General features: G+C 70.6%; 17 protein-coding genes. 8 read left to right on the plus strand and 9 right to left on the minus strand.

Going from position 1 to position 21,958, the window contains the following annotated elements; translation table 11 throughout:
- Window position 1: 1 nt before the first annotated feature.
- Window positions 2-487 (plus strand): hypothetical protein, encoded by a 486-nt coding sequence (locus WMF14_RS10800; RefSeq protein WP_437800616.1) that lies wholly within the window; start codon window positions 2-4, stop codon window positions 485-487.
- Between the two features lie 173 nt (window positions 488-660).
- Window positions 661-2,073, plus strand: coding sequence for an L-serine ammonia-lyase (locus WMF14_RS10805; protein WP_437800618.1), 1,413 nt, complete (start codon window positions 661-663; stop codon window positions 2,071-2,073).
- A 323-nt stretch (window positions 2,074-2,396) separates the two neighbouring features.
- Here the strand turns inward: WMF14_RS10805 and WMF14_RS10810 are convergent, their stop codons facing one another.
- Window positions 2,397-3,239, minus strand: coding sequence for a hypothetical protein (locus tag WMF14_RS10810; protein WP_437800620.1), 843 nt, complete (start codon window positions 3,237-3,239; stop codon window positions 2,397-2,399).
- 218 nt (window positions 3,240-3,457) lie between these two features.
- Window positions 3,458-9,418, minus strand: coding sequence for an AAA family ATPase (locus WMF14_RS10815; RefSeq protein WP_437800622.1), 5,961 nt, complete (start codon window positions 9,416-9,418; stop codon window positions 3,458-3,460).
- A gap of 389 nt (window positions 9,419-9,807) precedes the next feature.
- On the opposite strand from WMF14_RS10815, the gene WMF14_RS10820 reads away from it, so the two are divergent.
- Window positions 9,808-10,788 carry a response regulator gene (locus tag WMF14_RS10820; protein ID WP_272101549.1) on the plus strand — a complete coding sequence of 327 codons (981 nt, stop codon included), beginning with the start codon at window positions 9,808-9,810 and terminating at the stop codon, window positions 10,786-10,788.
- 25 nt (window positions 10,789-10,813) lie between these two features.
- On the opposite strand, the gene WMF14_RS10825 is transcribed toward WMF14_RS10820, so the two are convergent.
- From WMF14_RS10825 to WMF14_RS10840, 4 genes are all read right to left on the minus strand, one after another.
- A complete protein-coding gene (locus tag WMF14_RS10825) occupies window positions 10,814-11,584 on the minus strand; it encodes an acetolactate decarboxylase (protein WP_437800624.1) in 771 nt (256 codons plus the stop codon).
- Window positions 11,565-11,954, minus strand: coding sequence for a MarR family winged helix-turn-helix transcriptional regulator (locus WMF14_RS10830; protein WP_437800626.1), 390 nt, complete (start codon window positions 11,952-11,954; stop codon window positions 11,565-11,567). The genes WMF14_RS10825 and WMF14_RS10830 overlap by 20 nt, the downstream gene beginning before the upstream one ends.
- A 250-nt stretch (window positions 11,955-12,204) precedes the next feature.
- Window positions 12,205-13,413, minus strand: coding sequence for a chromate efflux transporter (gene chrA / locus WMF14_RS10835; protein ID WP_437800628.1), 1,209 nt, complete (start codon window positions 13,411-13,413; stop codon window positions 12,205-12,207).
- Window positions 13,410-13,895, minus strand: a complete 486-nt coding sequence (locus WMF14_RS10840) for a DoxX family protein (protein ID WP_437800630.1) — start codon at window positions 13,893-13,895, stop codon at window positions 13,410-13,412. Before WMF14_RS10840 ends, chrA begins: the two co-directional genes overlap by 4 nt.
- 391 nt (window positions 13,896-14,286) lie before the next feature.
- Here WMF14_RS10840 and WMF14_RS10845 point away from each other — a divergent pair, with 391 nt between their 5' ends.
- Window positions 14,287-15,006: a hemerythrin domain-containing protein gene (locus tag WMF14_RS10845; RefSeq protein WP_437800632.1), complete on the plus strand. Its 720-nt coding sequence runs from the start codon at window positions 14,287-14,289 to the stop codon at window positions 15,004-15,006.
- Window positions 15,007-15,091: 85 nt separating this feature from the next.
- Window positions 15,092-15,964: an AraC family transcriptional regulator gene (locus WMF14_RS10850; protein WP_437800634.1), complete on the plus strand. Its 873-nt coding sequence runs from the start codon at window positions 15,092-15,094 to the stop codon at window positions 15,962-15,964.
- Between the two features lie 53 nt (window positions 15,965-16,017).
- Here WMF14_RS10850 and WMF14_RS10855 read toward each other — a convergent pair whose 3' ends face one another.
- Window positions 16,018-16,899 carry a VOC family protein gene (locus tag WMF14_RS10855; protein ID WP_437800635.1) on the minus strand — a complete coding sequence of 294 codons (882 nt, stop codon included), beginning with the start codon at window positions 16,897-16,899 and terminating at the stop codon, window positions 16,018-16,020.
- A gap of 202 nt (window positions 16,900-17,101) precedes the next feature.
- A complete protein-coding gene (locus WMF14_RS10860) occupies window positions 17,102-17,506 on the minus strand; it encodes a VOC family protein (RefSeq protein WP_437800637.1) in 405 nt (134 codons plus the stop codon).
- 346 nt (window positions 17,507-17,852) lie between these two features.
- Between WMF14_RS10860 and WMF14_RS10865 the strand changes: the two genes are divergently transcribed.
- A complete protein-coding gene (locus WMF14_RS10865) occupies window positions 17,853-18,338 on the plus strand; it encodes a hypothetical protein (protein WP_272101558.1) in 486 nt (161 codons plus the stop codon).
- An 86-nt stretch (window positions 18,339-18,424) separates the two neighbouring features.
- Here WMF14_RS10865 and WMF14_RS10870 read toward each other — a convergent pair whose 3' ends face one another.
- Entirely contained in the window at window positions 18,425-20,254 is a 1,830-nt protein-coding gene (locus WMF14_RS10870) for a DUF2169 family type VI secretion system accessory protein (protein WP_437800639.1), read from the minus strand.
- A 217-nt stretch (window positions 20,255-20,471) separates the two neighbouring features.
- Here WMF14_RS10870 and WMF14_RS10875 point away from each other — a divergent pair, with 217 nt between their 5' ends.
- Entirely contained in the window at window positions 20,472-20,690 is a 219-nt protein-coding gene (locus WMF14_RS10875; protein ID WP_272101560.1) for a hypothetical protein, read from the plus strand.
- Window positions 20,691-20,706: 16 nt separating this feature from the next.
- Window positions 20,707-21,951 carry a DUF2169 domain-containing protein gene (locus WMF14_RS10880; protein ID WP_437800641.1) on the plus strand — a complete coding sequence of 415 codons (1,245 nt, stop codon included), beginning with the start codon at window positions 20,707-20,709 and terminating at the stop codon, window positions 21,949-21,951.
- The last annotated feature ends 7 nt before the right edge of the window (window positions 21,952-21,958 follow it).

Raw genomic sequence — 21,958 nt, forward strand, 5'->3', positions numbered from 1 at the left:
CATGCCTGGCTTTCGCTGCATTGCACGGACCGATTTTCTGACGCTCGTGGCCCTGCTCGCCCCGCTGGTCGCGCTCGTGCTGGCGGCGGTGGTGGGGTGGAACGGCCTGCCGCGGGTGAACGCGGGGCGGGTCCCGCTCCTCTCGGGGGACGCCGCGGAGGCGCCGCGCGGGGAGCTGGCGCGGATCGCCCTCGCGCTGTCGGGGGTGTTCGCCGTCCTAGGCGCGCTGGTCGCCGCGTGGCGCGTGCGCGTGATCCGGAGGGCGTTCTCGGGGCGGCGGGTGGAGGGGGTGATCACGCGAATCGTGGCCTTCGACGATCGCGCGTATGTGCACTACGAACATGACAGCGGCGGGGCGCCGCAGCGCCACGTGCACTTCGTGCATCTGTCTGCGTCGACACGACGCCTCGTCGAGGGGCAGCGCGTCACGCTGGCGCTCGATCGGGATCGACCGAGCAGGGCGTTCATCGTCGAGGCGTTCGAGTAGCGCGCCGGTCCCGCGCGGTGCGCGCAGGCCTCGCGTGTTCTTGGGCGCGCGCCCTCGGTGAGCGGCCCTGCACCCTGCCCGCGGGGCGGTGGCGGGGCCACGCGCGATCTCGTAGTGTCCACGGGCGTCGAGAGGCCATCCGGCGGCGAGAGCGCCTCTGCGTTCCAGGGCACATGGCAGTCACCATTTTCGACCTCTTCAAGATCGGTATCGGGCCGAGCAGCTCGCACACGGTCGGGCCGATGCGCGCGGCGCGCATGTTCGCGGTGGATCTCGACGAGGCGGGCCTGCTCGCCCGCACCGCGGCGGTGTCGGTGGAGCTGTTCGGGTCGCTCGGTGCGACCGGCCGCGGCCATGGCAGCGACAAGGCCGTGATCCTCGGGCTCATGGGCGAGACGCCGGACGGGGTGGACGTCGAGCAGGCGGGCGCGATCGTCGAGGGCGTGCGGCAGAGCGGCCGGCTGTCGCTGCTCTCGCGCCACGAGATCGGTTTCCAGGTGAGGGGACACCTGGCCTTCCTGCACCGGAGCCTGCCGTTTCATCCGAACGGCATGCGCTTCACGGCGCTGGACGAGGGCGGCGCGCCGCTGCGCGCGCGCGTGTATTACTCGGTGGGCGGCGGCTTCGTGGTGAACGAGTCGGCGGCGAAGGGGGAGAACCCGATCGAAGCGGACACGACGCCGCTCCCGTATCCGTTTCACAGCGCCGCGGAGCTGCTCGCGGCGTGCGCGGCGAGCGGCCTGTCGGTAAGCCAGGTCATGCTGGAGAACGAGAAGGTCTTCCGCCCGGAGGCGGAGACCCGGGCGGGTCTCCTGCGGATCTGGGGGGTGATGCAGGAGTGCGTGCGGCGCGGCTTCCGGGCGGAGGGCGTGTTGCCCGGCGGCCTCAAGGTGGTGCGCCGCGCGCCGGCCCTGTACCGCAAGCTCATCGAGAGCCCCGAGGCGGGGCTCCGGGATCCGCTGACGGCGATGGACTGGGTGAGCCTCTACGCGCTCGCGGTGAGCGAGGAGAACGCCGCCGGGGGCCGCGTCGTGACGGCGCCGACGAACGGCGCGGCGGGGATCATCCCCGCGGTCCTGCACTATTACCGGCGCTTCGTGCCGACGTCGACGGACGAGGGGGTCATCCGGTTCCTGCTGACGGCGGGCGCGATAGGCATTCTCTACAAGGAGAACGCGTCGATCAGCGGCGCGGAGGTGGGGTGTCAGGGCGAGGTGGGCTCGGCGTGCTCGATGGCCGCGGGCGCGCTCGCCGAGGGGCTGGGCGGCACGCCGGAGCAGGCGGAGAACGCGGCCGAGATCGCGATGGAGCACAACCTCGGACTGACGTGCGATCCGGTGGGCGGTCTCGTCCAGGTGCCGTGCATCGAGCGCAACGCGATGGCCGCGATCAAGGCGATCAGCGCGGCGCGCATGGCGCTGCACGGCGATGGGGCGCACTTCGTGAGCCTCGACAAGGTGATCAAGACGATGCGCGACACCGGCGCGGACATGGAGTCGAAGTACAAGGAGACGGCGCGCGGGGGGCTCGCCGTCAACGTGCTCGAGGTGCCGGTGGAGGTGGGGGTCAATTTGCCGGAGTGCTAGGATTGCGGGGGTCAAGGTCCTCGTTGGTTGCGTGTGCGCGCCAAGTAGCGCCGCGTCGGCGGTGAGCGCGGAACCAGGGACGAGCTTGGGCCTCATCGCTCGTGCGGAGGAGCGGAAGACGCAAAGCGCAACGACCTCAATAGTTTCACGGGATAGGGACGGTTCGGTTCTCCTCCGCTGCGGCCCAACTCGGGCCCAGCCGGCCGCCTTAGGAAGCTTCTTCGTCGGCGGTGCGGGCACGGGCTCGCTCCCGCAAAGGCGCCGTCTCGTGTCCCGCTCCGCGATCTCAGGTCGCTAAGCCCGGGCCGGGTCGGGCGGCCGGCTCAGTCGAGCGGATCCCCGTCCTCGTCGATTGCGACGGCGAAGGGCCCCGCGCTTGGCCCCGCCGGCATCACCCACCGGCCCGCCACGGCATCCGGCGCGACGCCGGCGAACTCCGCGATGCGCTCCTGCCAGTGCTCGGACGCCTCGGTCGCGAAGCGGATCACCGTGGACGCCGTCTTGCCCCCCGCCGGCTCGGCCTCCAGTACCACGGCGACCTCCGCCGCGAGCGCCGCGTCCGCCTCGACGATCTCGGCGTCCGGATCGGACCGGCGGATCAGATCCGCGACGCGCGCGGCCTCCGACGAGCCGAGCACGTACGTCCCCACCTGCGCGCGCTGCGCTTTCACGAGCCGGCTGAGCGCGTCTTTGCCCGCTTCGCCCAACGCGGCAAGGTCGAGCGGCGCCGCCCGCGTGAGGGCCGAGCGCCCCGCCTCGGCGAGCGCCTCGGCAACGGCACGCTCGTCCACGATCTCGCCTCCGAGCACCGCAACATCGCCGAAGCGGTGCCGGCGGACCACCTGCCTTGCGGCCAGCGAGGCGCCCTCATGCAGCGCGATGCCAGCCCGGGCGCACCCGACCCGCACGGCCGGGAACGCCGCGCGAGACCCCGCCGCGCTGGCCAGGAGCACCGCAGAGATGCCGTATCCCCGCACCAAGTCGAGGCACAGGAGCACGAGGCGGGCCGCCGACACCCGCGACAGCGTGCTGTAGGGGGCGTGGCGCGTGTCGGAGAGGTGGATGATCCGGTACCCCTGTACGAGCGACGCGATCTGCGACGAGAGGCGCGCGGCGGCGCCGCGCTCGTCGAGAATGACGAGGGTTCGATGGCTGGATGAGCTCATGACTGGCGGGGGGCGAAATGTAGCAGGTGGAACCGGCCGTCTTCAGATGCTTCAGCGTCCACCACGGCAGGGGCGGCAGCGTCCTCCCGGCCCAGCGCCTGACGCGGCGCCGAGTCGACGGCAAGGGAGAGGCGCCGCTCGTCGCAGGTGACAGAACCTTCTTCTACCGTGCGCGTCGATGAGGCGGGCGTCCTCCTGCTCGAGCGCGTCGGAGCTCGCTAGGCGCTCTTCCTGGGTAGCGCCGTGCCTGCGGCATACCCATCGACGAACTCTTGCAGCTTTCGCATCTGGTACGTCCGCACGAGCCCCCTGAGCTGCTCGAGCCACGGGCCGAGCCGCGGGTCGGCTTCCTCCATCCGCGTCGCCTCCGCCACCACGTTCCGGACGCGCCCCGACGCCACCAGCCGCGACAGGAGCGCAAGCTCCTCGGCTGAAGGCGGCACCAGCGGGCCATTCACCCTCGCCGCCGTGGCGGGGGCCTTCTCCTCCGCATGAATCCATTCCACGCCGAGGAAGCGGTGGATCTTGTCGAAGAGCGCGCCCGCTTGCACCGGCTTGTGCACGGCGTCGTTCCAACCGGCGCTGATGCCCTCCTCCCGTTCGGCTCCGGAGACGTTCGCCGACGAGATCAAGATGACGACCTCGCCGAGCTCGGGCATCTGCCGCAGGCGGCGCGTGGCTTCACGGCCGTCCATGCCTGGCATGACCAGGTCCATCAAGATGAGCGCCGGCCTCCGCTCCAGGGCCAGCCGGAGCGCCGCCTCACCGTCCTCGGCCTCCACGACCTCGAAGCCGATCGGGGCCAGCAGATCGCTCATCAAGGCACGGTTGTGCGGGTTGTCGTCCACGACGAGGATCGTGCGGCGCTCTCCGCGATACCCGGTGATCGTATGCCATCCGAGGGCCCTGTCGGCGCTCGCGGAGGCAGGCCCCGCCGCGAGCGTGAGCGTCACCGTGAAGGCGCTTCCTCGGCCGAGCTCGCTCTCGACCTCGATCGTGCCGCCCATCTGGTCGACGATCTTCTTCGTGATGGCGAGGCCGAGCCCCGTGCCGGCGCTCTTCGCCTTGTGATCGCCGAGCTGCTCGAAGGGATCGAAGATGCGCGCGACGTGCTCCGCGGCGATCCCGGGGCCCGTGTCCTCGACCCGGAGCCGCAACGTGCTTGCTTCATCGGGGCCGCGCTTCAGCTCGTCGATGACGAGGGCGATGCTCCCTCGCTCGGTGAACTTGATGGCGTTGCTCAGGAGGTTCAGCAGCACCTGAGTCAGGCGCTTCTCGTCGCCGTAGAACGCGGACGTCGCCCCACCGCGTATCTCATGGGTGAACGCGATGCCCTTCTGGTCCGCGCGCACGCGACACAGATCGACCACCGTGCGCACCAGGGCCTGCAAATCGAACTTCTTCGAGACGAGATCCATCTTGCCGGCCTCGATCTTCGCGAGGTCCAGCACGTCTTCCAGCAAGGAGAGGAGATGCTCGCCCGATTTCTTGATGACTTGCACCCCGTCACGGCTCTTCGGGGAGAGCTCGGGCGCGCGAGCGAGGACCTGGGCATAACCGAGGATGCCGTTGAGCGGCGTGCGCAGCTCGTGGCTCATGCTCGAGAGGAAATCGCTCTTCGCCCGGTTCGCCCGATCGGCCGCCTCCTTGGCGATCTGGAGCTCGGCCGTGCGCTCCTTGATCTTGGCCTCCAGGTCCCGGTACAGGACGGCATTCTCGACGGCAATGGCCGCCTGCGAGGCCAGCACCGACAGGAACTCCACGCGCGCCGGAGGGAACGCCGACGGCACGTCCCGGTGCTCGAGGTACAGCACGCCCACGAGATGGCCCCTGTGTGTCAAGGGCAGGGCCAGCAGCGAGAGCACCGCGCGCGACGCGAGGTAAGGGTCGATGGCGAAGCGCGCGTCGGTCGTCGCATCGCCTGTCACCACCGGCTCGCCCGCGCGGGCCGCGTACTGCACGATGGTCGCCGGAACGTCGTGGCTTTGCCCGAGCGGCTCCGACAGCCCCGTCTCGATGCGAGCCCCCTCCACCGACAGCCGCGCCACGACGGAGAGCGCCTCCCCTTCGCGGAGCACGAGGGCGCCGCGCTGCGCCCCCGCGTTCGCCAGCAGCAGCTCCATCAGCCGGCCCACGACGCGCTCCGGGTCGAGCTCGCTCGAGAGCGCCTGCGCCGCGCGCACCGCCGTGTTCGCGTCGAGGCTCGCGCCCGTGGAGGCGCCCGTGGTCGCCGTGGTCGCCGCCGCCGTCATCGCGCGCTCGACAGGCGCCCCCTGCATGGCCGTCTTGAGCAAGGCAGGGTATTTCGCGTTCAGATGGGCGACCACGTTGACCGCGCCCCAGCGCGCATAGGCGTCGCGAGCCTCGCGCAGGTACATCGCCCCGATGTGCCTCTTGCCCGTTTGCAGCCGGAACTCGGCGGCGAGCTGGATCGAGAGCGCCTCGATGTGGAGGAAGCGGTGCTCGCGCGCGAGCTCGATGGCCTCGTCGTACCTGGCGATGGCCTCCTCGGTCTCGCCGCGGACGCGGGCGTATTCGGCCTCGGCGAGGCGCAGCTTGTGGACGAAGTTCGGCGCGCAACCTTCCGCGAAGTACCGCAGCCGCTCGAGGCCGTGCTCGATGTGCTCCCGCAGCCGCGCCTGCTCCTCGGCGCCGGCGGCGTCCTGCCAGCACTTCGCCGCCGAGAGGGCGAGGAAGAACGGGATATCCGTGACCGGCGGCATGCCGAGGATGTCGGCTCGAGACTGGTCTGCCTCCCGCGCCCGCGACAGCGCTCGCTCCCACCTGCCGGTGACGCCGAACAGATAGACTTCCAGGGTGCGAGCGAGCCCTCCCGTGAACCCGTCCCCGTCGGCCAGGAGGGAGTGCGAGCCTCGCGACAGCGGCTCGTCCTTCAGGAGCTTCGGGGCGCCTTCGGCGGTCATCAGCACGTCACAATAGGACGCGATCGCCTCGAAGTGGTGCCTTCCCACCGCGTCGCCCGCGCGCTGCACGAGATCCCAGCGAGCCTTGACCTGCGCGTCGACCTGGACGAGCGGCAGGCCACGCCAGACGCGGTAATAGAACAGATCGGCGAGGAGGCCCCAGCTCGTGCCCTGGAACGAACCGAGCTTCAGGCCGGTCGCCATGCCTTGCTCATAGAGGGCAGCCGTCTCGTCGACAGGCCTGGAATAGACCATGTAGATGCCATGAAGCACCAGGCACTCGGGGAGCATCGGGGACCCGACGCGCACTGCAGCGCGCACCCCGGGCTCGACCCACCGCAAGACGCGGCGGTACATGCCCGTTGCCACCGACCAGACATTGGCGAAGCTGCAGAGCATGAGGGTGGCCGCTGGCGTGAGGGCCCCCCGTCGCACCGCCTCGGAGACCAGGCGAACGATGATGAGCGTGTAGAGCATCGGCCGGCCGCCGTAGATGGAGCAGAGCTGCGTCTGCGTCATCAGGGCGTCGATGAGCCGGTGCTCCGGGGACTGCTCGGGCGGCATTCGATCGAACGCGCCGAGGTCCTGCTCCAGCCATCGATCCAGCGCGGCGGACTCCTCGAGGAGCGCCGGCTGGCACGCTTCGTCCGTCTCGGGGAAGGCGAAGCCCCGCTCCGCGAGCGCCGCGATACCAAGCCCGATCCCCCGCGCATACCGGCCCGTCGCCAGGCAGCAGCGGACGCGGATCTCCTGCGCCGACAGCCAGGCCGCCGCCCCGACAGGCCTCGCGAGCAAGTCGAGCGCACGCCGCTCGACGTCCTCGAAATCTCGCAACAGATACGCCGCCTCCAGCTGCTCCAGCGCTATCTCCACCGACAGCGCCAGCTGTTCCTTGGCGGCTCGCTCGCCGAGGAGCGCCTGCGCGTTCTCCAGCAGGGTGGCCATCAGCCGGTGAGAGCTCGCGGCCTTCGCGACGCGAGCGGCCTCCAGGTTCATCCGCGCGACGTCATTGAGCTCCTCCACGGACGTGAGCCGCGCCGAACCCTGGTTCATGTGGCGCGCGAGCTCGAGGAGCTGCTGAGGCGTGCCTCCTTCCGCGCGATACCGCGCCCAGAGCCGCCGGCCGATCTCGAGGTGCGCGAGGACGCGCTGCTCCGGCGAGATCCGCTCGTAGCTCGCCTGCTGCACGCGGTCGTGCAAGAACCGGTACGAAGCGTCCAGCGCTCCGTCGCCCACCCCCCCGAGCGCCTGCGCGGGGCGATACGCCCCGTCCACAGGCACGACCAGCTCCTCCTGCAGCGCCGGCCACAACGCGCCCGTCACCCGGGCGGGCTCCCACCCGCTCAATCGCTCCAGATCGTGGAGGTGGAACGTGTGCCCCGCGCACGCCGCGAGCCCCATGAGCTGCTGTGTCGCGTCCGGCATTTCTCGCACTTTGTCCGTCAGCAGCGACACGACGTTGTCGGTGATCTGCGCTCGCTCCAGGTCCGCTTGATTCCAGCGCCATTCCCCGCTCTCCGCGTCCCTCGCCAGGAGCTTCTGCCGGTGCAGGGAGAAGAGCAGCTGCTCCAGGAAGAACGGGTTTCCGCGCGTCTTTTGCCACTGCACACGCGCGAGCGGCTCGATGCGCTTCGGCTCGCTCTCGAGCGTGCGCGAGAGCCACTTTTGCACCTGCTCTTCCGACAGGGGGCCCACCGTCAGCCTCGATACCTTGGCCTCGCTCGCCTCCACTGCCTCGACGAGCTTCCACAGCGGATGCTCGGGCGGCGTCTCGTTGTCACGGTAGGCCGCGATCACCAGCAGCGACCTTCGCTCCACGTCCGTCAGCAGCGTCTGCAGGATGATCAGCGTGGCGCTGTCCGCCCACTGCATGTCGTCCAGGAACATGACGAGCGGCGGGTTCGGCGTCGTGACGGTTCGAACGAAGTTTAACCACGTCAGCTTCTGCCGATTGAGCACCTGCTCGCCCTCCGCCGGCGGCACCGGCAGCAGCTTGCCCATGACGAGGTCGAGCTCCGGGACCACGTCTGCGATCAGCCGCGCGTTGTCCCCGACCTCGTTCCGGATCCGATCCCGCCAGGTCTCCAGGACCGCCTTCGGGCTCGAGATCCATTGGCGCATCAGGCCCCCGAATGCCTGCGCTATCGCGGCGAACGGCGTCGACCGCGCGAGCTGGTCGTGCTTGCCCGCGATCAGGAGGCCGCGCCCCGCCTTCGCGATGTCGTGGTAGACCGTGCGCACCAGGGCCGTCTTGCCGATGCCCGACGGTCCGCCGACGAGCAAGAGCTCCGCCGCGCCTCGCTCGGCGCGGGCGAACGATTCGCCCACCCGCTCGACGTCCCGCTCCCGCCCCACGAGCACCTGCGGCAACCGCAGCTTCCGTGAGAAGTCCTTCTTTCCAAGCGAGAAGGGCGCCGCCGTACCACGCTGGTGGAGCGCGCGGAGCGCCTCCTCGAGATCCTCGGCCGCGCCTCTGGCTGTCTGGTACCGCCGCTCGGGATCCTTCGCCAGGAGCTTCGATATGATCGCCGACACGCCGCTCGGCACCTCCGGCGCGATCGTGTCGAGCGGAGGCGGGCTCTTGGCCAGATGCGCGTGCACCAGCGAGAGCGGATCGCGGTCCGTGAAGGGCCGCCGCCCCGAGAGCACCTCGAAGAGCGTCACGCCCAGCGAATAGAGATCCGTGCGCGTATCCAGCGCGCGCGCCGTGCGCCCCGTCTGCTCTGGCGAGATGTACGCCAGGGTCCCTTCCAGCGCTTCGGGGATGCTCGCCTCGGTCGCTTCCTGCGACAGCAGCGAGGCGATGCCGAAGTCGAGCAGGGTGATCTGCTCGTACGTGTCATCCACCAGCAGGTTCTGCGGTTTGACGTCCTTGTGCATCACGCCGGCGGCATGCACGCCCTCGAGCACCTGAGCCAGGCGTTGCCCGAACCGCAGCCCGGCCACCACCGGCAAACGACCGTGCTTGGCGAGTACCTGATCGAGCGAGCTCGCTCCAGGGTTCTCGAGCACCAGCGCCGCGGTGCCGTTCCGCTGCTCGAACGCATGCACGCGCGCCACGCCTGGCACCGCCGCGAGCTGCTGAAGCACCTGATGCTCGTGGACCAGCCGCCCCATGACGCGCGGGTTGGGTACGTCGGCGAGCGGAAACTTGATCGCCACCTGCGCGCCCGAGGGGAGATGCACCGCGCGACAGACGCGCGTCTCGCTCCCCTCGTACGCGATATCCCCCAGCGCATACTCAGTCAGTTCCATGCCCGAGCCCCTCCCATCCATGTGCGCCCCGGCCCGATAGCCGAGTGTGCGCTAAACTAGCCTGGGCAGGGCAACACAAGTCAATGCAAATTTGAAAGACGCTTCGCGACTGCCACATTCGCGCACCCTACGCACGTGCTGGAGCACACCCGCGTGCGCCGTTTCCAGATCGTGACCAGCGTTGCGCAACGTCGTACACGTCGGCACACACACAGTTTGATGTGTCCTGGTGTTCTCGACGTGAAGGATGTTACAGATGCGTCGTGCGAGCGCTTCGCAGGGATCTTCGGAACCGCGCTCCCGGGGCGACGCTGCATGCTTGACCCTTTACAGCCGTCACGCGCCTTGATAGCGTCCAGCTGCGTTTTTCAGGCGCCGGGGGGACGAACTTGACGCAATTCAATGGCTTCGTGGTCGCGGTCGACGACAATCCCGCCAACCTCGACACGCTCCTCGACGCATTGTCGAGCGAGCATCTGGACCTCGCCGTCGCCACGGATGGCAACATGGCGATCAGCTTGATCGAGCGCGAGCAGCCGGATCTCGTCCTCCTCGACGTCATGTTGCCAGATATCGATGGCTTCGGGGTGTGCAAGCGCCTGAAGGCCAACCCGCAGACCGCCGACACGCAGATCGTCTTCATGACCGCCTTGAACAATCGGGAGCACCGGCTGCAAGGGTTGAAGGCGGGCGCCGTCGACTACATAAGCAAGCCCTTCGATACCGAGGAGCTCCTTGCGCGGATACGCCCGCACATCGCCGTCCGGCGCATGACGCGGGCGCTGCAGGAGAAGAATGCGAGCCTGGAGTCGGAGGTTCGGCAGCGCGTCGCCGTCGAGGCCGCGCGCGAGGCGCTCCTCGTCGAGCTCATGACCCGCACCGACGAGCTGCGCGAGGCCAAGGAGGGGCTCGAGCGCGAGCTCGTCGAGAAGGGCCGCGCGAACGCGGAGAAAACCGCGCTGCACGAGCAGGTCATCGCAGTGCAGCGCAGCCGGCTCCTCGAGCTCTCCACGCCGCTCATTCCCATCACGGATCGCATCCTGGTCATGCCGCTCATCGGTACGATGGACAGCGACCGGGCTCAGCAGGCCATCCATGCGATGCTCCACGGCGCCAGCAGCCGAGGCGCGGAGTTCGTCATTCTGGATATCACGGGCCTCAAACGCGTGGACGAGAGCGTCGCCACCATGCTCCTCACCGCGGCCAGCGGCCTGCGGCTCCTGGGGACGCGCACGGTGATCACCGGGATAGGCTCGGAGGTGGCCCGGACGCTCGTGCACCTCGACGCGCCCCTGCAGGGCGTCGTCACGAAGGGCACGCTCCAGGACGGCATCGCCGTCGCGATGCACGCCTCCCGTCATCGGGGATAGGGCGTCTGCTCTGCCGGAACGAGCGTCAGGGCGCCGGCAGGAGGATCCGCGCGCCGCGAGCGAGCGTCACGCCGTCCACGTGGCCCATCAGCGGTCGCTCCGGCAGGACGACGTGAAAGTGCGTGTTTGACCCCATGTGCGTGAAGACGCCGTGGTGGTGCTTCGAGAAGAAGCCCACCAGCACCCCCTCGACGGCGGGGAGCGCTCCGCTCACCGACGCCCGGACATGGTCGGCGTGGCCTCCGCCGGGGGTGAGCTTTTTCCCGTCGATGACGTGCCACCGGAGATCGCGGAAGCCGCCGCGCACCTGGACCGGGACGGCGCCCTCCGTATCGAGGCCGCGCTCCCGCAGCAATGCCTCGATGCGCGCGTCGATTTGCCCGTCAGGCACGTCGGCGTCGAGCGTCGCCTCCTGCCATCGCGCGACGTTCGCCACCACGAAGAGCGTCGCCTCCTCCTCCGCCCCGGCGGGGCGGACGTCGAGGGTCCCGTCGTCGCGCGCATAGGAGGTCCAGATCGCGTCGTCGACGACGGTCACCTCCCCGCGCAATCCGCTGAGCGCCCCGACCCCGAACGCGCGTGGGCCCGGCACCACATCGCCGATGCGCACGGCGGGCCCCGTCTGCCCCTCGTGCATGATCGCGCGCAGGGCGCCGAACGAGCGGACCTGCACCGCCGCCGGAGCGCCCGGCGCGGGTCCCGCAGCGGTCTCGCTGGAAGGCGTGCAGGAGGCGAGCGGGGACATCAGGAGAGCTCCGAGGAGCTTGAGAAGAACGTCATGGAGAGTCGCTCGCATCGGGTTGCTCCTCTGTCGGGCGCGTCACGCGCGAGAGCGCACGATTCAGGGCGTGCAGCGCGCGCACCACGGCGGCGCGCTCCTCGCAGGGGATGGCGTCCACGATCGCCTGGAACCGCAGCAGGCTTTGCTCCTCGATTCGCCCTGCCATCCGGCGCCCGGTCGAGGTGAGCCGCAGGCGGCGGACCCGCCCGTCTTCCTCACTGACGTCCTGCTCCACCCGGCCATCGTCACGAAGGCGCTGTATCAGCCGGGTGACATTGCTCTTGTCGATGCCGAGCGCTCGCCGCAGGTCGCTCTGGGAGAGATGCTCTCCCGCCCGCTCGGCGTCCGCCAGGACCGTCAGGGCGTGGGCCTCGCGCGGCGCCACCCGGACACCGCACGGCGTGCGCTCCTCGTCCAGGAGACCGAAGCCGCGAACGAAGGCGCGGACCTCCGAGCAGAGCTCTCTCGTGGTCACCCTCCGAGGAGAACACAGATGGTTGCGGTGCGCAACCAATTTGGAGGCAGGGACGTTCCGCTCCGCGGCCACCCATGGGCGCCGAGCCGCCCCGGGGCCGTGGGCGCATCGCGCGGCTCGTCGCTGGCGTTGCCGGTGGCGCGCGCGCCGGACGCCTACCTCACCCCGCGAGTCCTGCGCTGTGGATGGCCCAGCCCAGCGCGCCGCCGCCGACGACGAGCCAGGTCGAGTTGACCTTGAAGCGAAAGAGCAAGAGCGCGCTCGCGGCCGCCAGCAGCACGGTGGGGAGATCGATGAGCGAAGCGCGACCGAGCTGCACCGTCACGACGAGCATGAGGGCGAGAGAAGCGACGTTCACCCCATCGAGGACCGCCCCCGCGACCGGCGATCGGCGCAGCCGCGGCACCAGGGGGCCGCTCACGGCGACGAAGAAGAACGCGGGCAAGAAGATGCCGATGGTCGCGACGAGCGCGCCCGCAGGGCCCGCCAGCACGTACCCCACGAACGTCGCGGTCGTGAACACAGGCCCCGGCGTGACTTGCCCCACCGCGATCGCGTCCAGGAGCTGCGCCTCGGTCATCCAGCCGAGCCGCTCCACGAGATCCGCACGCAGGAACGCCAGCAAGACATAGCCGCTGCCGAAGAGGACCGCGCCGGTCTTGAAGAACACCCAGAAGAGCCCTGGCAGCGTGACCGACCCTGCGACGGCAAACCCGGGCAGCCAGGGCGCCAGCGCGGCTGCTCTGTTGCCGGCGCCTGTATCTTCATCGCTCGGCGCCGGAGGGCGGACCGAAGGCTTGCCGAGGCGAGCGAGCACCGCGCTCGCAGCGCCCGCGCCAATCAGCACGGCGAGCTCGTTCACGCCGAGCCACGCGAGGACGGCCGCCGCGACGCCGAGGAGCCTGAGCGACGTGGTGCGGGCAGCCTTCGGGGCGAGCGCGCCGATCGCCTGCACGACGACGGCGATCATCACGGGTTTGACGCCGTAGAGCAGCCAGTTTGCTGCCGGCAACGCCTCGAAGCGCACGTAGGCCCAGCCGAGGGCGCCCGTGATGAGCATCGCGGGCAGGATGAAGCAGATGCCGGCCACCGCGAGGCCCGGTCCTCGCGCTCGGTCGTAGCCGATGTGGATCGCCATCTCCGTCGAGTTGGGGCCGGGGATGAGGTTCGTCGCGCCGAGCAGGTCGAGGAAGCGCTCCTCCGAGAGCCACTTGCGCCGGCGCACGACCTCGTCCTGCATCATCGCGACGTGCGCGGCAGGCCCCCCGAACGCCGTCACGCCGAGGCGCAGGAACAGCCACGCGAGCTCGCGAAGATCGGCCCCCGTCCAGCGCCGGACCGACGTGGGAGAGGTGGCTGATTCATTCACGGCGCGCTCCGGCGCCGCGCCAGGCGCGCGTCGACGGACAGGCGCCCCGCGCCGACGACGAGGAGAAAGAGCGCGCCCAGCAGCATCGCCCAGTCCGTCCTCGCCTCGTGGGCCATGCTCCAGAAGCCGTATTGCGGCATCTTGCGCACGTGGAAGCCGAGGATGTCTCGGCCGAGCAGGATCGGAAGCTTGGTCGAGACCAGCGCCACGACCATGTCGATGACGAGCAGAGCGGCGGCGACCCGGGTCAGAAGCCCCGCGAGCACGAGCGCCCCGCAGACGATCTCGACCACCCCGACGAAAGGCCCCATGGCCTCCGGCCAGGGGATGCCGATCTTGGCGAACCTTCCGGCGCCGAGCTCCGCTGGATAGATGAACTTCTGGAGCCCTTCGGACAAGAAGACGGCCCCGACCGAGAGGCGGACAAGGAGCGTCGCCGCAGGCGCATCGGAATCGAGCATCTTGCGCAGGAGTTTCCTCATTTCGTTCCAGCCCTCGTCGACGGAGTGTGGATGTGGATCTTCCAGAGGCTCACCCGGATCTCTCGATGCGCCGTCGAGATCATGGTTCGAAGCGCGTAGACGATCCTGGTAATCTCGTCAACCTGGACGCGCTGCCGTACGGACGCGGCCTGTGGCCTTCCGGCTCGGTCGTACAATCGAACCCGGCGCCTCCGCATCGGCCGGCTGGGAGCTCCTTGGTATCGTGATCCATGGCTCAAACCGCCCGCATCGCAGGTCACGGGATGGCGCCGGCCGCTGCGCTCGTGACCGGCGCCTCCAGGGGAATGGGCTGCTCGATCGCACCACGCGCGTGGAGGGGCTGAAGCACGGGTAGCAAGCTGGGGCGCGGTGCGGAAGGGAGGTATCGCCCATGAACAACGACGGATTGTTGCGGCGGACGCTGGTGCTCGCGACCAGCAGCATCGGCATGAGCGCCGTCCTCGGCGCCTGCGCGCGTCAGCGCGACGCGGCGGCCCGCGAACCGAAACAGGAAGGCGGCGCCGGGGAAGGCGACGAAGTCACCCCCGGCGAAGATCTGATGCGAGAGCACGGGGTCCTGCGCCGGGTCATGTTCCTGTACGACGAGGCAATCCGGCGCCTGGATGGGCCCGCAGATGTCCCGGGCGACGTGCTCCTCTCGGCTGCGGGCGTCGTGCGCCGGGTGATCGAGGACTATCACGAGAAGCTCGAAGAAGACTTCCTGTTCCCCCGCTTCGAGAGGGCCGGTAAGCACACGGATCTCGTCGCGGTGCTCCGGCGCCAGCACCAGGCGGGGCGCCTCGTGACCGCCGACGTGCTCACGCTCGCGAGGGAGCCGCTTCGGGAGCAAGCCGCCCGCCGCAAGCTCGCCGACAGGCTGCGCGCGTTCAATCGGATGTACCGGCCGCACGCGGCGCGCGAGGACACGGTGCTCTTTCCCGCGCTCCGGGCGCTCGTCGGCGCCAAGGCATATGCCGACCTCGGCGAGCAGTTCGAGGAAAAGGAGCACCGCATGCTCGGCGACGAGGGCTTCGAGAAGGCGGTCGCCGAGGTCGCCGAGCTCGAGGCGGCGCTCGGGATTGCCGACCTCGCGAGCTTCACGCCAGCCTAGGGGAAGGTGTGACGGGAGTGCTCGGGCTTCGCGAGCGCCGCGCAGCGATGTGGCCGGGGCCGTGATCGTCGGCCATAGTGTCCACGTGTTGTATGTCCGCCACGTGCCGGGTCCGCCGCTCTCGGCGCACGTCGCCGAGCTCTGGTACCTTTCGGCTGCTCCGCCGCACGCGGCCGAGCGCATCCTGCCCTCCGGTACCCTCCAGCTGGTCGTCAACCTCGACGAGGACGAGGTTCGCATCTACGACGGCCCCACCATCCGCCGCCACGCCGGTGCCGTCGTGTCGGGTGCGTACCAGTCCTGCTTCGGCGTCGATACACGCGAGCACGCGTCGATGGTCGGGGTCCACTTCCGCCCCGGGGGCGCGTGGCCGTTCCTCGGCGCGCCGCCCGGCGCGCTGACCGACACGCACGTCGACCTCGCGGAGCTCTGGGGGCTGCGAGCGGCGGAGCTCCGCGAACGCCTGTGCTCGGCGCCGGAGCCGCGCGCTCGCTTCGAGCTGCTCGAGCGCGCGCTGCTCGACCGCCTTTCGAATGCGCGCCCCGGTCATCCCCTGGTGCCGCACGCGATCGCGGCGCTCGATGGAGGCGAAAGGCGCGTCGCGGACGTCGCGGCCACGCTCGGCATCAGCCACCGCCGGCTTGTCGACGTGTTCACCGCCGAGACCGGCCTCGCGCCGAAGGCCTTCGCCCGGATCACACGCTTTCGGAAGGCGCTCTCGCAGGCCGAGAGGGAGCGCGAGCCGGACTGGGCCCGGCTCGCTGCCGTGTCAGGGTTCTGCGATCAGTCGCACCTGATCCGCGAGTTCGTGGCCCTCTCCGGCAATTCGCCGACCGCGCTCGTCGCCCAGTCCTCCCGCGAACGCGTCAAGCTGCATCACATCGCCATCGCGGCGCCGGATGGGGCGCGCGGAAGGGACCGGCGACACGCGCGATCCCGAGGCGTCCTGACCGGATGACCGCGAAGGAGCAGCGCGGTGTCAGGACACACCGCAGCGCGCCCGGCGCATAGCTAACCCGCCGATGCCTCGTGGAGCTCGATCGGGTTGCCGTCGGGATCTTCGAGTTGAATCTGCGCGCCCCCCATGCCGCGCTCGATGTCGTTCCGGAAGGGTGTTTCGGCCGCGCGGAGTCGCTCGATGATCGCGGCGAAGTCGTCGACGTAGAGGACGATGCGGTTCCAGCCGCCCGCGGTCTGAGCGCGGCCATCGGGCATGGGGCGCGCGCCTGAGCTGCCGGGGCCGCTCAGGAGCAAGCGCAGGTCACCGCGGGAGACCGTTGCGAACGCCGTGCCGGACTGCAGGTCGAGCGTGAAGCCCAGTTGCTCGGTGTAGAAGCGAACGGCGCGATCGACGTCCGTGTTCTGGTAGCGGACGACTGCTGAGGTGGCATCGGGGTTTCCTGCTGCCGAGGTCGATTCCTCCGGCGCCTCGTGAAGCTCGACCGGGTTGCCGTCGGGATCTTCGAGTTGAATCTGCGCGCCCCCCACGCCGCTTTCGATGTCGTTCCGGAAGGGCGTGCCGGCCGCGCGGAGTCGCTCGATGATCGCGGCGAGGTCGTCGACGTAGAGGACGATGCGGTTCCAGCCGCCGGCGACCTGAGCGCGGCCATCGGGCATCGGGCGCGCGCCGGAGCTGCCGGGGCCGCTCAGGAGCAAGCGCAAGTCACCGCGGGAGACCGTCGCGAACGCGGTGCCGGCCTGCAGGTCGAGCGTGAAGCCGAGCCGTTCGGTGTAGAAGCGAACGGCGCGATCGACGTCCGTGACCTGGTAGCGGACGACGGCCGAGGTGGCATTGGGGCTTTCCATGGGCGAAGTCGACTCCGTGGTGTGGGAGATGCAACCTCCGAGTGAGACGATGACCAGCATGAGGATGATCTTGAGGATGATCTTCATGCGCCGATTCTGTCGCCCGCACGCGCCGCCGTATTGGACAAATTGGAAGCCGCGGCGGTCCGGGCCGTCATCGCGGGCACGGGCACCTGGTCTTCGACGTCGTGTCCCACGAAGGCGTCGCGACCCCGACCGCCAAGGAGCCGCCGGACGTCGGGGTGACGAGCGCTTCGCTGGCCCACCTCGCGCGCTCGCGCCGGGGCGATCAGCGCTGCCTGTCGAACTTTTTGATCGCTTCCGGGCTGACGGGGGTGAAATAGTTCACGAGGTTGCCGTCCGGGTCGCGGAAGAGGAGCGAACGGTTGCCCCAGGGCATGGTCGTCGGCTCCTGCACGACCTTACCGATGACAGGAGCCAGCCTTCGATATTCCGCGTCGACGTCGCTCACGCGAAACTCGACGATGATGGAGTGGTTGTCGGCGGGGTGCGCTGCTCCCGCCGCGAAGAGATCCATGGTGCGCCGGTGCGCGATGGCGAGGGTGCACGAAGGCGTCTTCAGCTCGGCGAAGTCTTCGGTGTACCAGGTCGCCGCGACGCCCGTGACGTGCTCGTAGAACGCGACCAGACGTTGGGTCGCGTCGGTGATGATGCGAATCGAGACGAAATCCATGACGGCCTCCTTGCGCAGCCGTGGCTGCGGAGTTGACGCGCATCCCATGTAGTTTGCGCCTGCTGACAGCGTGGCGTCAGCAGGGGCTCTTCAGGCTCGTGGACATGCGCCGCACCGAACGACCCTTCGCCATCCTCCATGGGCTGCGTGTCAATGTTTGACAGGCCGGGAGCCGCAAGGCGGTGGAAGAGTCCTGCGCCGTAGTGTCCGCGGTCGCAACCCGGGACGTTCAGATTGCGATTGCCCGGCGCGCCGGGGTGCGCTCTTCTTCGATCCAGGAAGCGGGAGACTCTCCCGCGAGCGCGCCGCGATGAAGCCCTCGTACGAAGCTCGTGCACCAGAGATCGTGACGGAGCCCGAGCAGGTGGACCAGCTGCCGGCGCTGATCGAGCGGATCGCGGAGCAGACGCGGCGCGATGCCGAGGGTCGGCAGGTGGAGCTGCCGTCGGGGCGCGTCGTCGAGGTGCGATCCGCGGCAGGGGACGAGGAGCGGGTGACGATCCGGAGCGCTTCCGGGGAGATCGAGCTCGACGTGCGCCTCACCGCGCGCGGGCCGGTGCTGCGGATCAGGGCGGCGGAGCTCGAGCTCGAGTCGCCGGGCGCGGTGCGCGTCGACTGCGATCGTTTCCATGTGCGCGCCGAGCACGGGATCGTGCACGAGACCGGCGGCGACCTCGCGCAGACCGTCGCTGGCGACGTGACGACGCGGGCGCGCGGCGAGCTGCGCGCCGAGGCCCGTCAGGTGAACCTCGAGGCCACGCGCGGTGACGTGCAGATCGCGGCGAACGATGACGTGCAGCTGCTCGGCGAGCGGATCAAGCTGAACTGCTGAGCGCCGCGCGCGGACAGCGTGTGGCGGGCGGCGTCCGCGCTCACCGACAGCGCGCCGCGGGCGGCGCGCGCGGGGTCGATCGCGCGTCAGGGGGCCGAGAGCGCGCGCTCGACCTGCTCCGCCAGCGCGGCCTGCGTTGCGACGCGCCGCTGCCACACGCGCTTCAGCCGCATGCCGAGCGGGGCGTCGAGCCCCTGCTCCGCGATCTCGAGCGCGAGCTTGCTCCGCCGCTCGGCCCTGACGAGGCCGGCGTACTGCTCGGCCCCGAACCGGTCCGGGTGGCGCCGCTCCCAGGCGCTCACGTACGCGTCGTCGAAGCGCTCGCGCAGCGCGCGATCCCCGTGCTTCAGCGCTCGCTCGAGCTCGTCACGCCAGCGCCGGTCGGCCTTCCGCCAGGTGGCCTCGTCGAGGTCGTGCGCGGAGAGCACCTCGCCGCGCAGCGCGCCCCGCTCGGCGAGCTCCGAGCAGACGGTGGCGTACCGCTCGATCGTGACCGACTCTTCCGGGCGCGCTGCGCTCGGCGCCGGCGGTTCCTTCAACGGGGCCGGCGGCGACGGCGCCGGGGCGGGCGCCGTGGCGCGCGGCGCGGCGCCCGCGGGGGCGGGCGGCTGCGATGGGGCCCCGTTGACGTCGAGCGCGGCGAGCACCGCTCCCGCCGCTGGGCCGGGCGTCGTGGCCGCGGCCGGGGTGGCGGGCAAGGTGCCCGACCCCGGCGCGCTGCCGGGCCCGTCGAGCGCGAGCGTGCCGCCCGCGGACCCCTCCCGCCGCCGCGGCTCGCTGGAGCGCGACGGCGCGGCTGGCGCGGCCGCCGCGGCGCGCTGGCCCGGCGGGCGCCGCGGCGGGACCGCCGGCGCGCTCCCGACGCCCACGCCGGCGACGGCCATCAGGCGCTCCCGCTGCGCCGGGTCGCGTAGCTCGACGTGGGCGCGCCAGGTGATCGTGCAGAGCAGCCGATCCGCGTCGACGTGGAGGCCGTCGGCGTGGAACACGAGCCGCGCCGGGGCGTCGGGATCGGCGTCGTCGAGGCCGTACACAGCGCCGGCGACGCGCGCGTCCGGCAGCGCGCTCTGGATGCGCGGGCGATCCGGGTGGAAGCCCTCGAGCACGACGACCGTGTCCGGCTGCAGCGCGGAGACCCACTGGTCGCGCGGGGCGCACTGGAAGTACGACCAGTCGAAGGCGCCCGGCACCTCCATCACCTCGGCGTCGAGCCTGGCGCGGGCGCCGGCCGGGAGGCGGCGGCTGCGCGCCGGCCACGCCGCCGCGAGCGGACCGAAGCCGATGGGCCTCTGCGGATCGACCGGATCGAGCACGTTCGGCAGCTCGCCGTCGCGCTCGCTGCACCCCAGCGGGTTCTCGGGCACGCCGACGCCGCCGGCGGCGCGCTCGTACACGATCGGCATCCGCACGAACGGCTCCGGCGCTGCCCCGGCCTCCTTGCGGCGGCCGACGACGCGCACCGTCTTGTCGAGGCCAGGCGCCTCGCGCTGGACGAGCGCGAACCGCGCGCTCATCTCGGCGACGGGGCGGCCGCCGGGCGCTGCGGCGTGCCCGAGGGCCGTCACGTCCACGTACTGGCGGTACGGCACCCGATCGCTCGCCGCTGTCACGTGGGTCATGGGGCCGCGGCGGTCGTGGACATCCTTCGTCTGGAACGGCGCCGCCACCTCCGCCGGCCGCATCGGCGACGCGTCGAGCGAGAAGCTGGCCTTCACGACGACCGTCAGCCGGAGCTTGCCCTCGTGGCGCCAGGGGACCGTGTCGATGGTCGCCTGCGCCGCCGTCGCCGACGCCGCCGGCGTGAGCGACGCGCAGGCGACGCCGCCCACGGTGCCTGGCAAGAACGGCAAGGCGCGCGCCGCGAACTGCGCGGCCTGCGCGTCGTCGACCGGGAGTGTCCCCTTCGGCTCGCTCATGTCCCCGTCGTGCACGGTCGCAACCGCGCCTCTCGAGGTCAAGGGCTCATCCAGCGATCGCGGGCCGCGACGTACAGTGGAGTCGTCGTCGGTGTGTGGCGGTGCGCGGATCGCTTCGGAACCTGGCCGCCGAGCTCGACAAGAGGTGCGCGCCGGCGGCGGGAGATCACAACAAAATACCGAGTGGCCGCCCGCGCGCGCCAAGTACCATGACCGCATGAAGCGGCTCACCGACCCCTTCCACGTGCTGCCGGAGGCGCAGCGCCACGAGCTCATGCGCGACACGGTGATGGCGATCTTCGGCCCCGCGGTGGGTCAGGGCTTCTGGGATCAGATGGAGCCGCTGCTCACCGACACACGGCGCCAGCCGGGCGACGCGGAGGAGCCGGAGAAGAACTTCTGGCGGGGCCGCTGGCGCATCTACGAGGCCGAGTGAGCGGGGAGCAGCGGCCGTGAGCAACGACCCGACGCCGCCCGCCGCGCGCGCGCCTGCGCACAGACCGCGCAGACCGCGCCGCAAGACCGAGCTGCTCCTGCAGGGCGAGCCCGACGGGAGGCGGTGGATCGCCTGGATCTCGAAGCGCACCTACCGGATCCACAACGGGCGCTGCGAGCTCGACGCCCCCGGGCAGCAGGAGGTCCTGCACGACGACGAGATCCCGTACAGCGAGGATCGCATGCCGCCGCGGGTCTCCCCGCCGATCGCCGTCGACGACATGCTCCCTTTCCGGCGCGCGACCGACGTCGTCATCCAGGCCTTCGCCCACGCCTACAAGCCCGACACCCGCACGCTCACCGCGAGCGTCCGGTTTGGCAAGCACCACCGCGAGATCGTGGTCCACGGCGACCGCGTGGGCGAGATCGACAGGGCGGGCCGGCCGCGCTTCTCCGACGCTGCGCCGATCGAGGTGGTCCCGATCCGCTACGACTATGCCTATGGCGGCGTCGATCTGACAGCGCTCGGCCGGAACGGCGACATCCTCGGTCAGCTCGTCCAGGAGGCCCGGCGCGGCACCGACAGGCTCGCCGACACGGTGTACCACTACCCTAGAAATCCATGCGGTTACGGGTACTTGATGGAGCTCGACGCCGAGGGCTTCGCGGGGCGGCCGATCCCCAACCTCGAGTTCCCTTTCGACCCGCTGACGCCCCAGCGCCTCGCCGTGGGCAAGCCGTACCGGTGGATCCACGCGCCGCTGCCGGCGGGCTGGGATTACCAGTCCATGGCCTGGTTTCCCCGGCTCGCTTACCTCGGGCTCGCCCCGACCTGCCAGAGCGACGGCAAGCTCCCTGCCGAGGTCGAGCGCGGCTGGGCCGCCCGCGATGTCCTCTCGATACCGCCCATTTATCAGGCTCCGGACGCCCCGCTCCGGCTGGAGTATGCGCAGGTCGCGTCGCCCGGGATGAGCGTCTCCGACCTCGCGCCGGACGAGTATTTCGAGCTGCACAACGTGCACCCGAGCCGGCAGGTCTACTCCTTCCACCTGCCCGGCGAGGTGCCCCGGGTGATGCTGGAGCTCGCGCCCGGTCGGGCGCTCGTCGAGGTGGAGTCCCACCTCTGCTCGGTGGTCGTGCGGCCGGTCCCGGGCGAGGTCGTCGTGGTCTGGAGCGCCCGGGCCCCCGTGGCGCTGGATCTCACCGAGGAGCAGATGACGAACCTGCGGCGCGAGGTGCGCTGGACCTCGGCGGCCCGATGAGCTCGAT

Origin of the sequence: Sorangium sp. So ce693 (assembly GCF_051521375.1) — a bacterium.
In the GTDB taxonomy this organism is placed as follows: domain Bacteria; phylum Myxococcota_A; class Polyangia; order Polyangiales; family Polyangiaceae; genus Sorangium; species Sorangium atrum.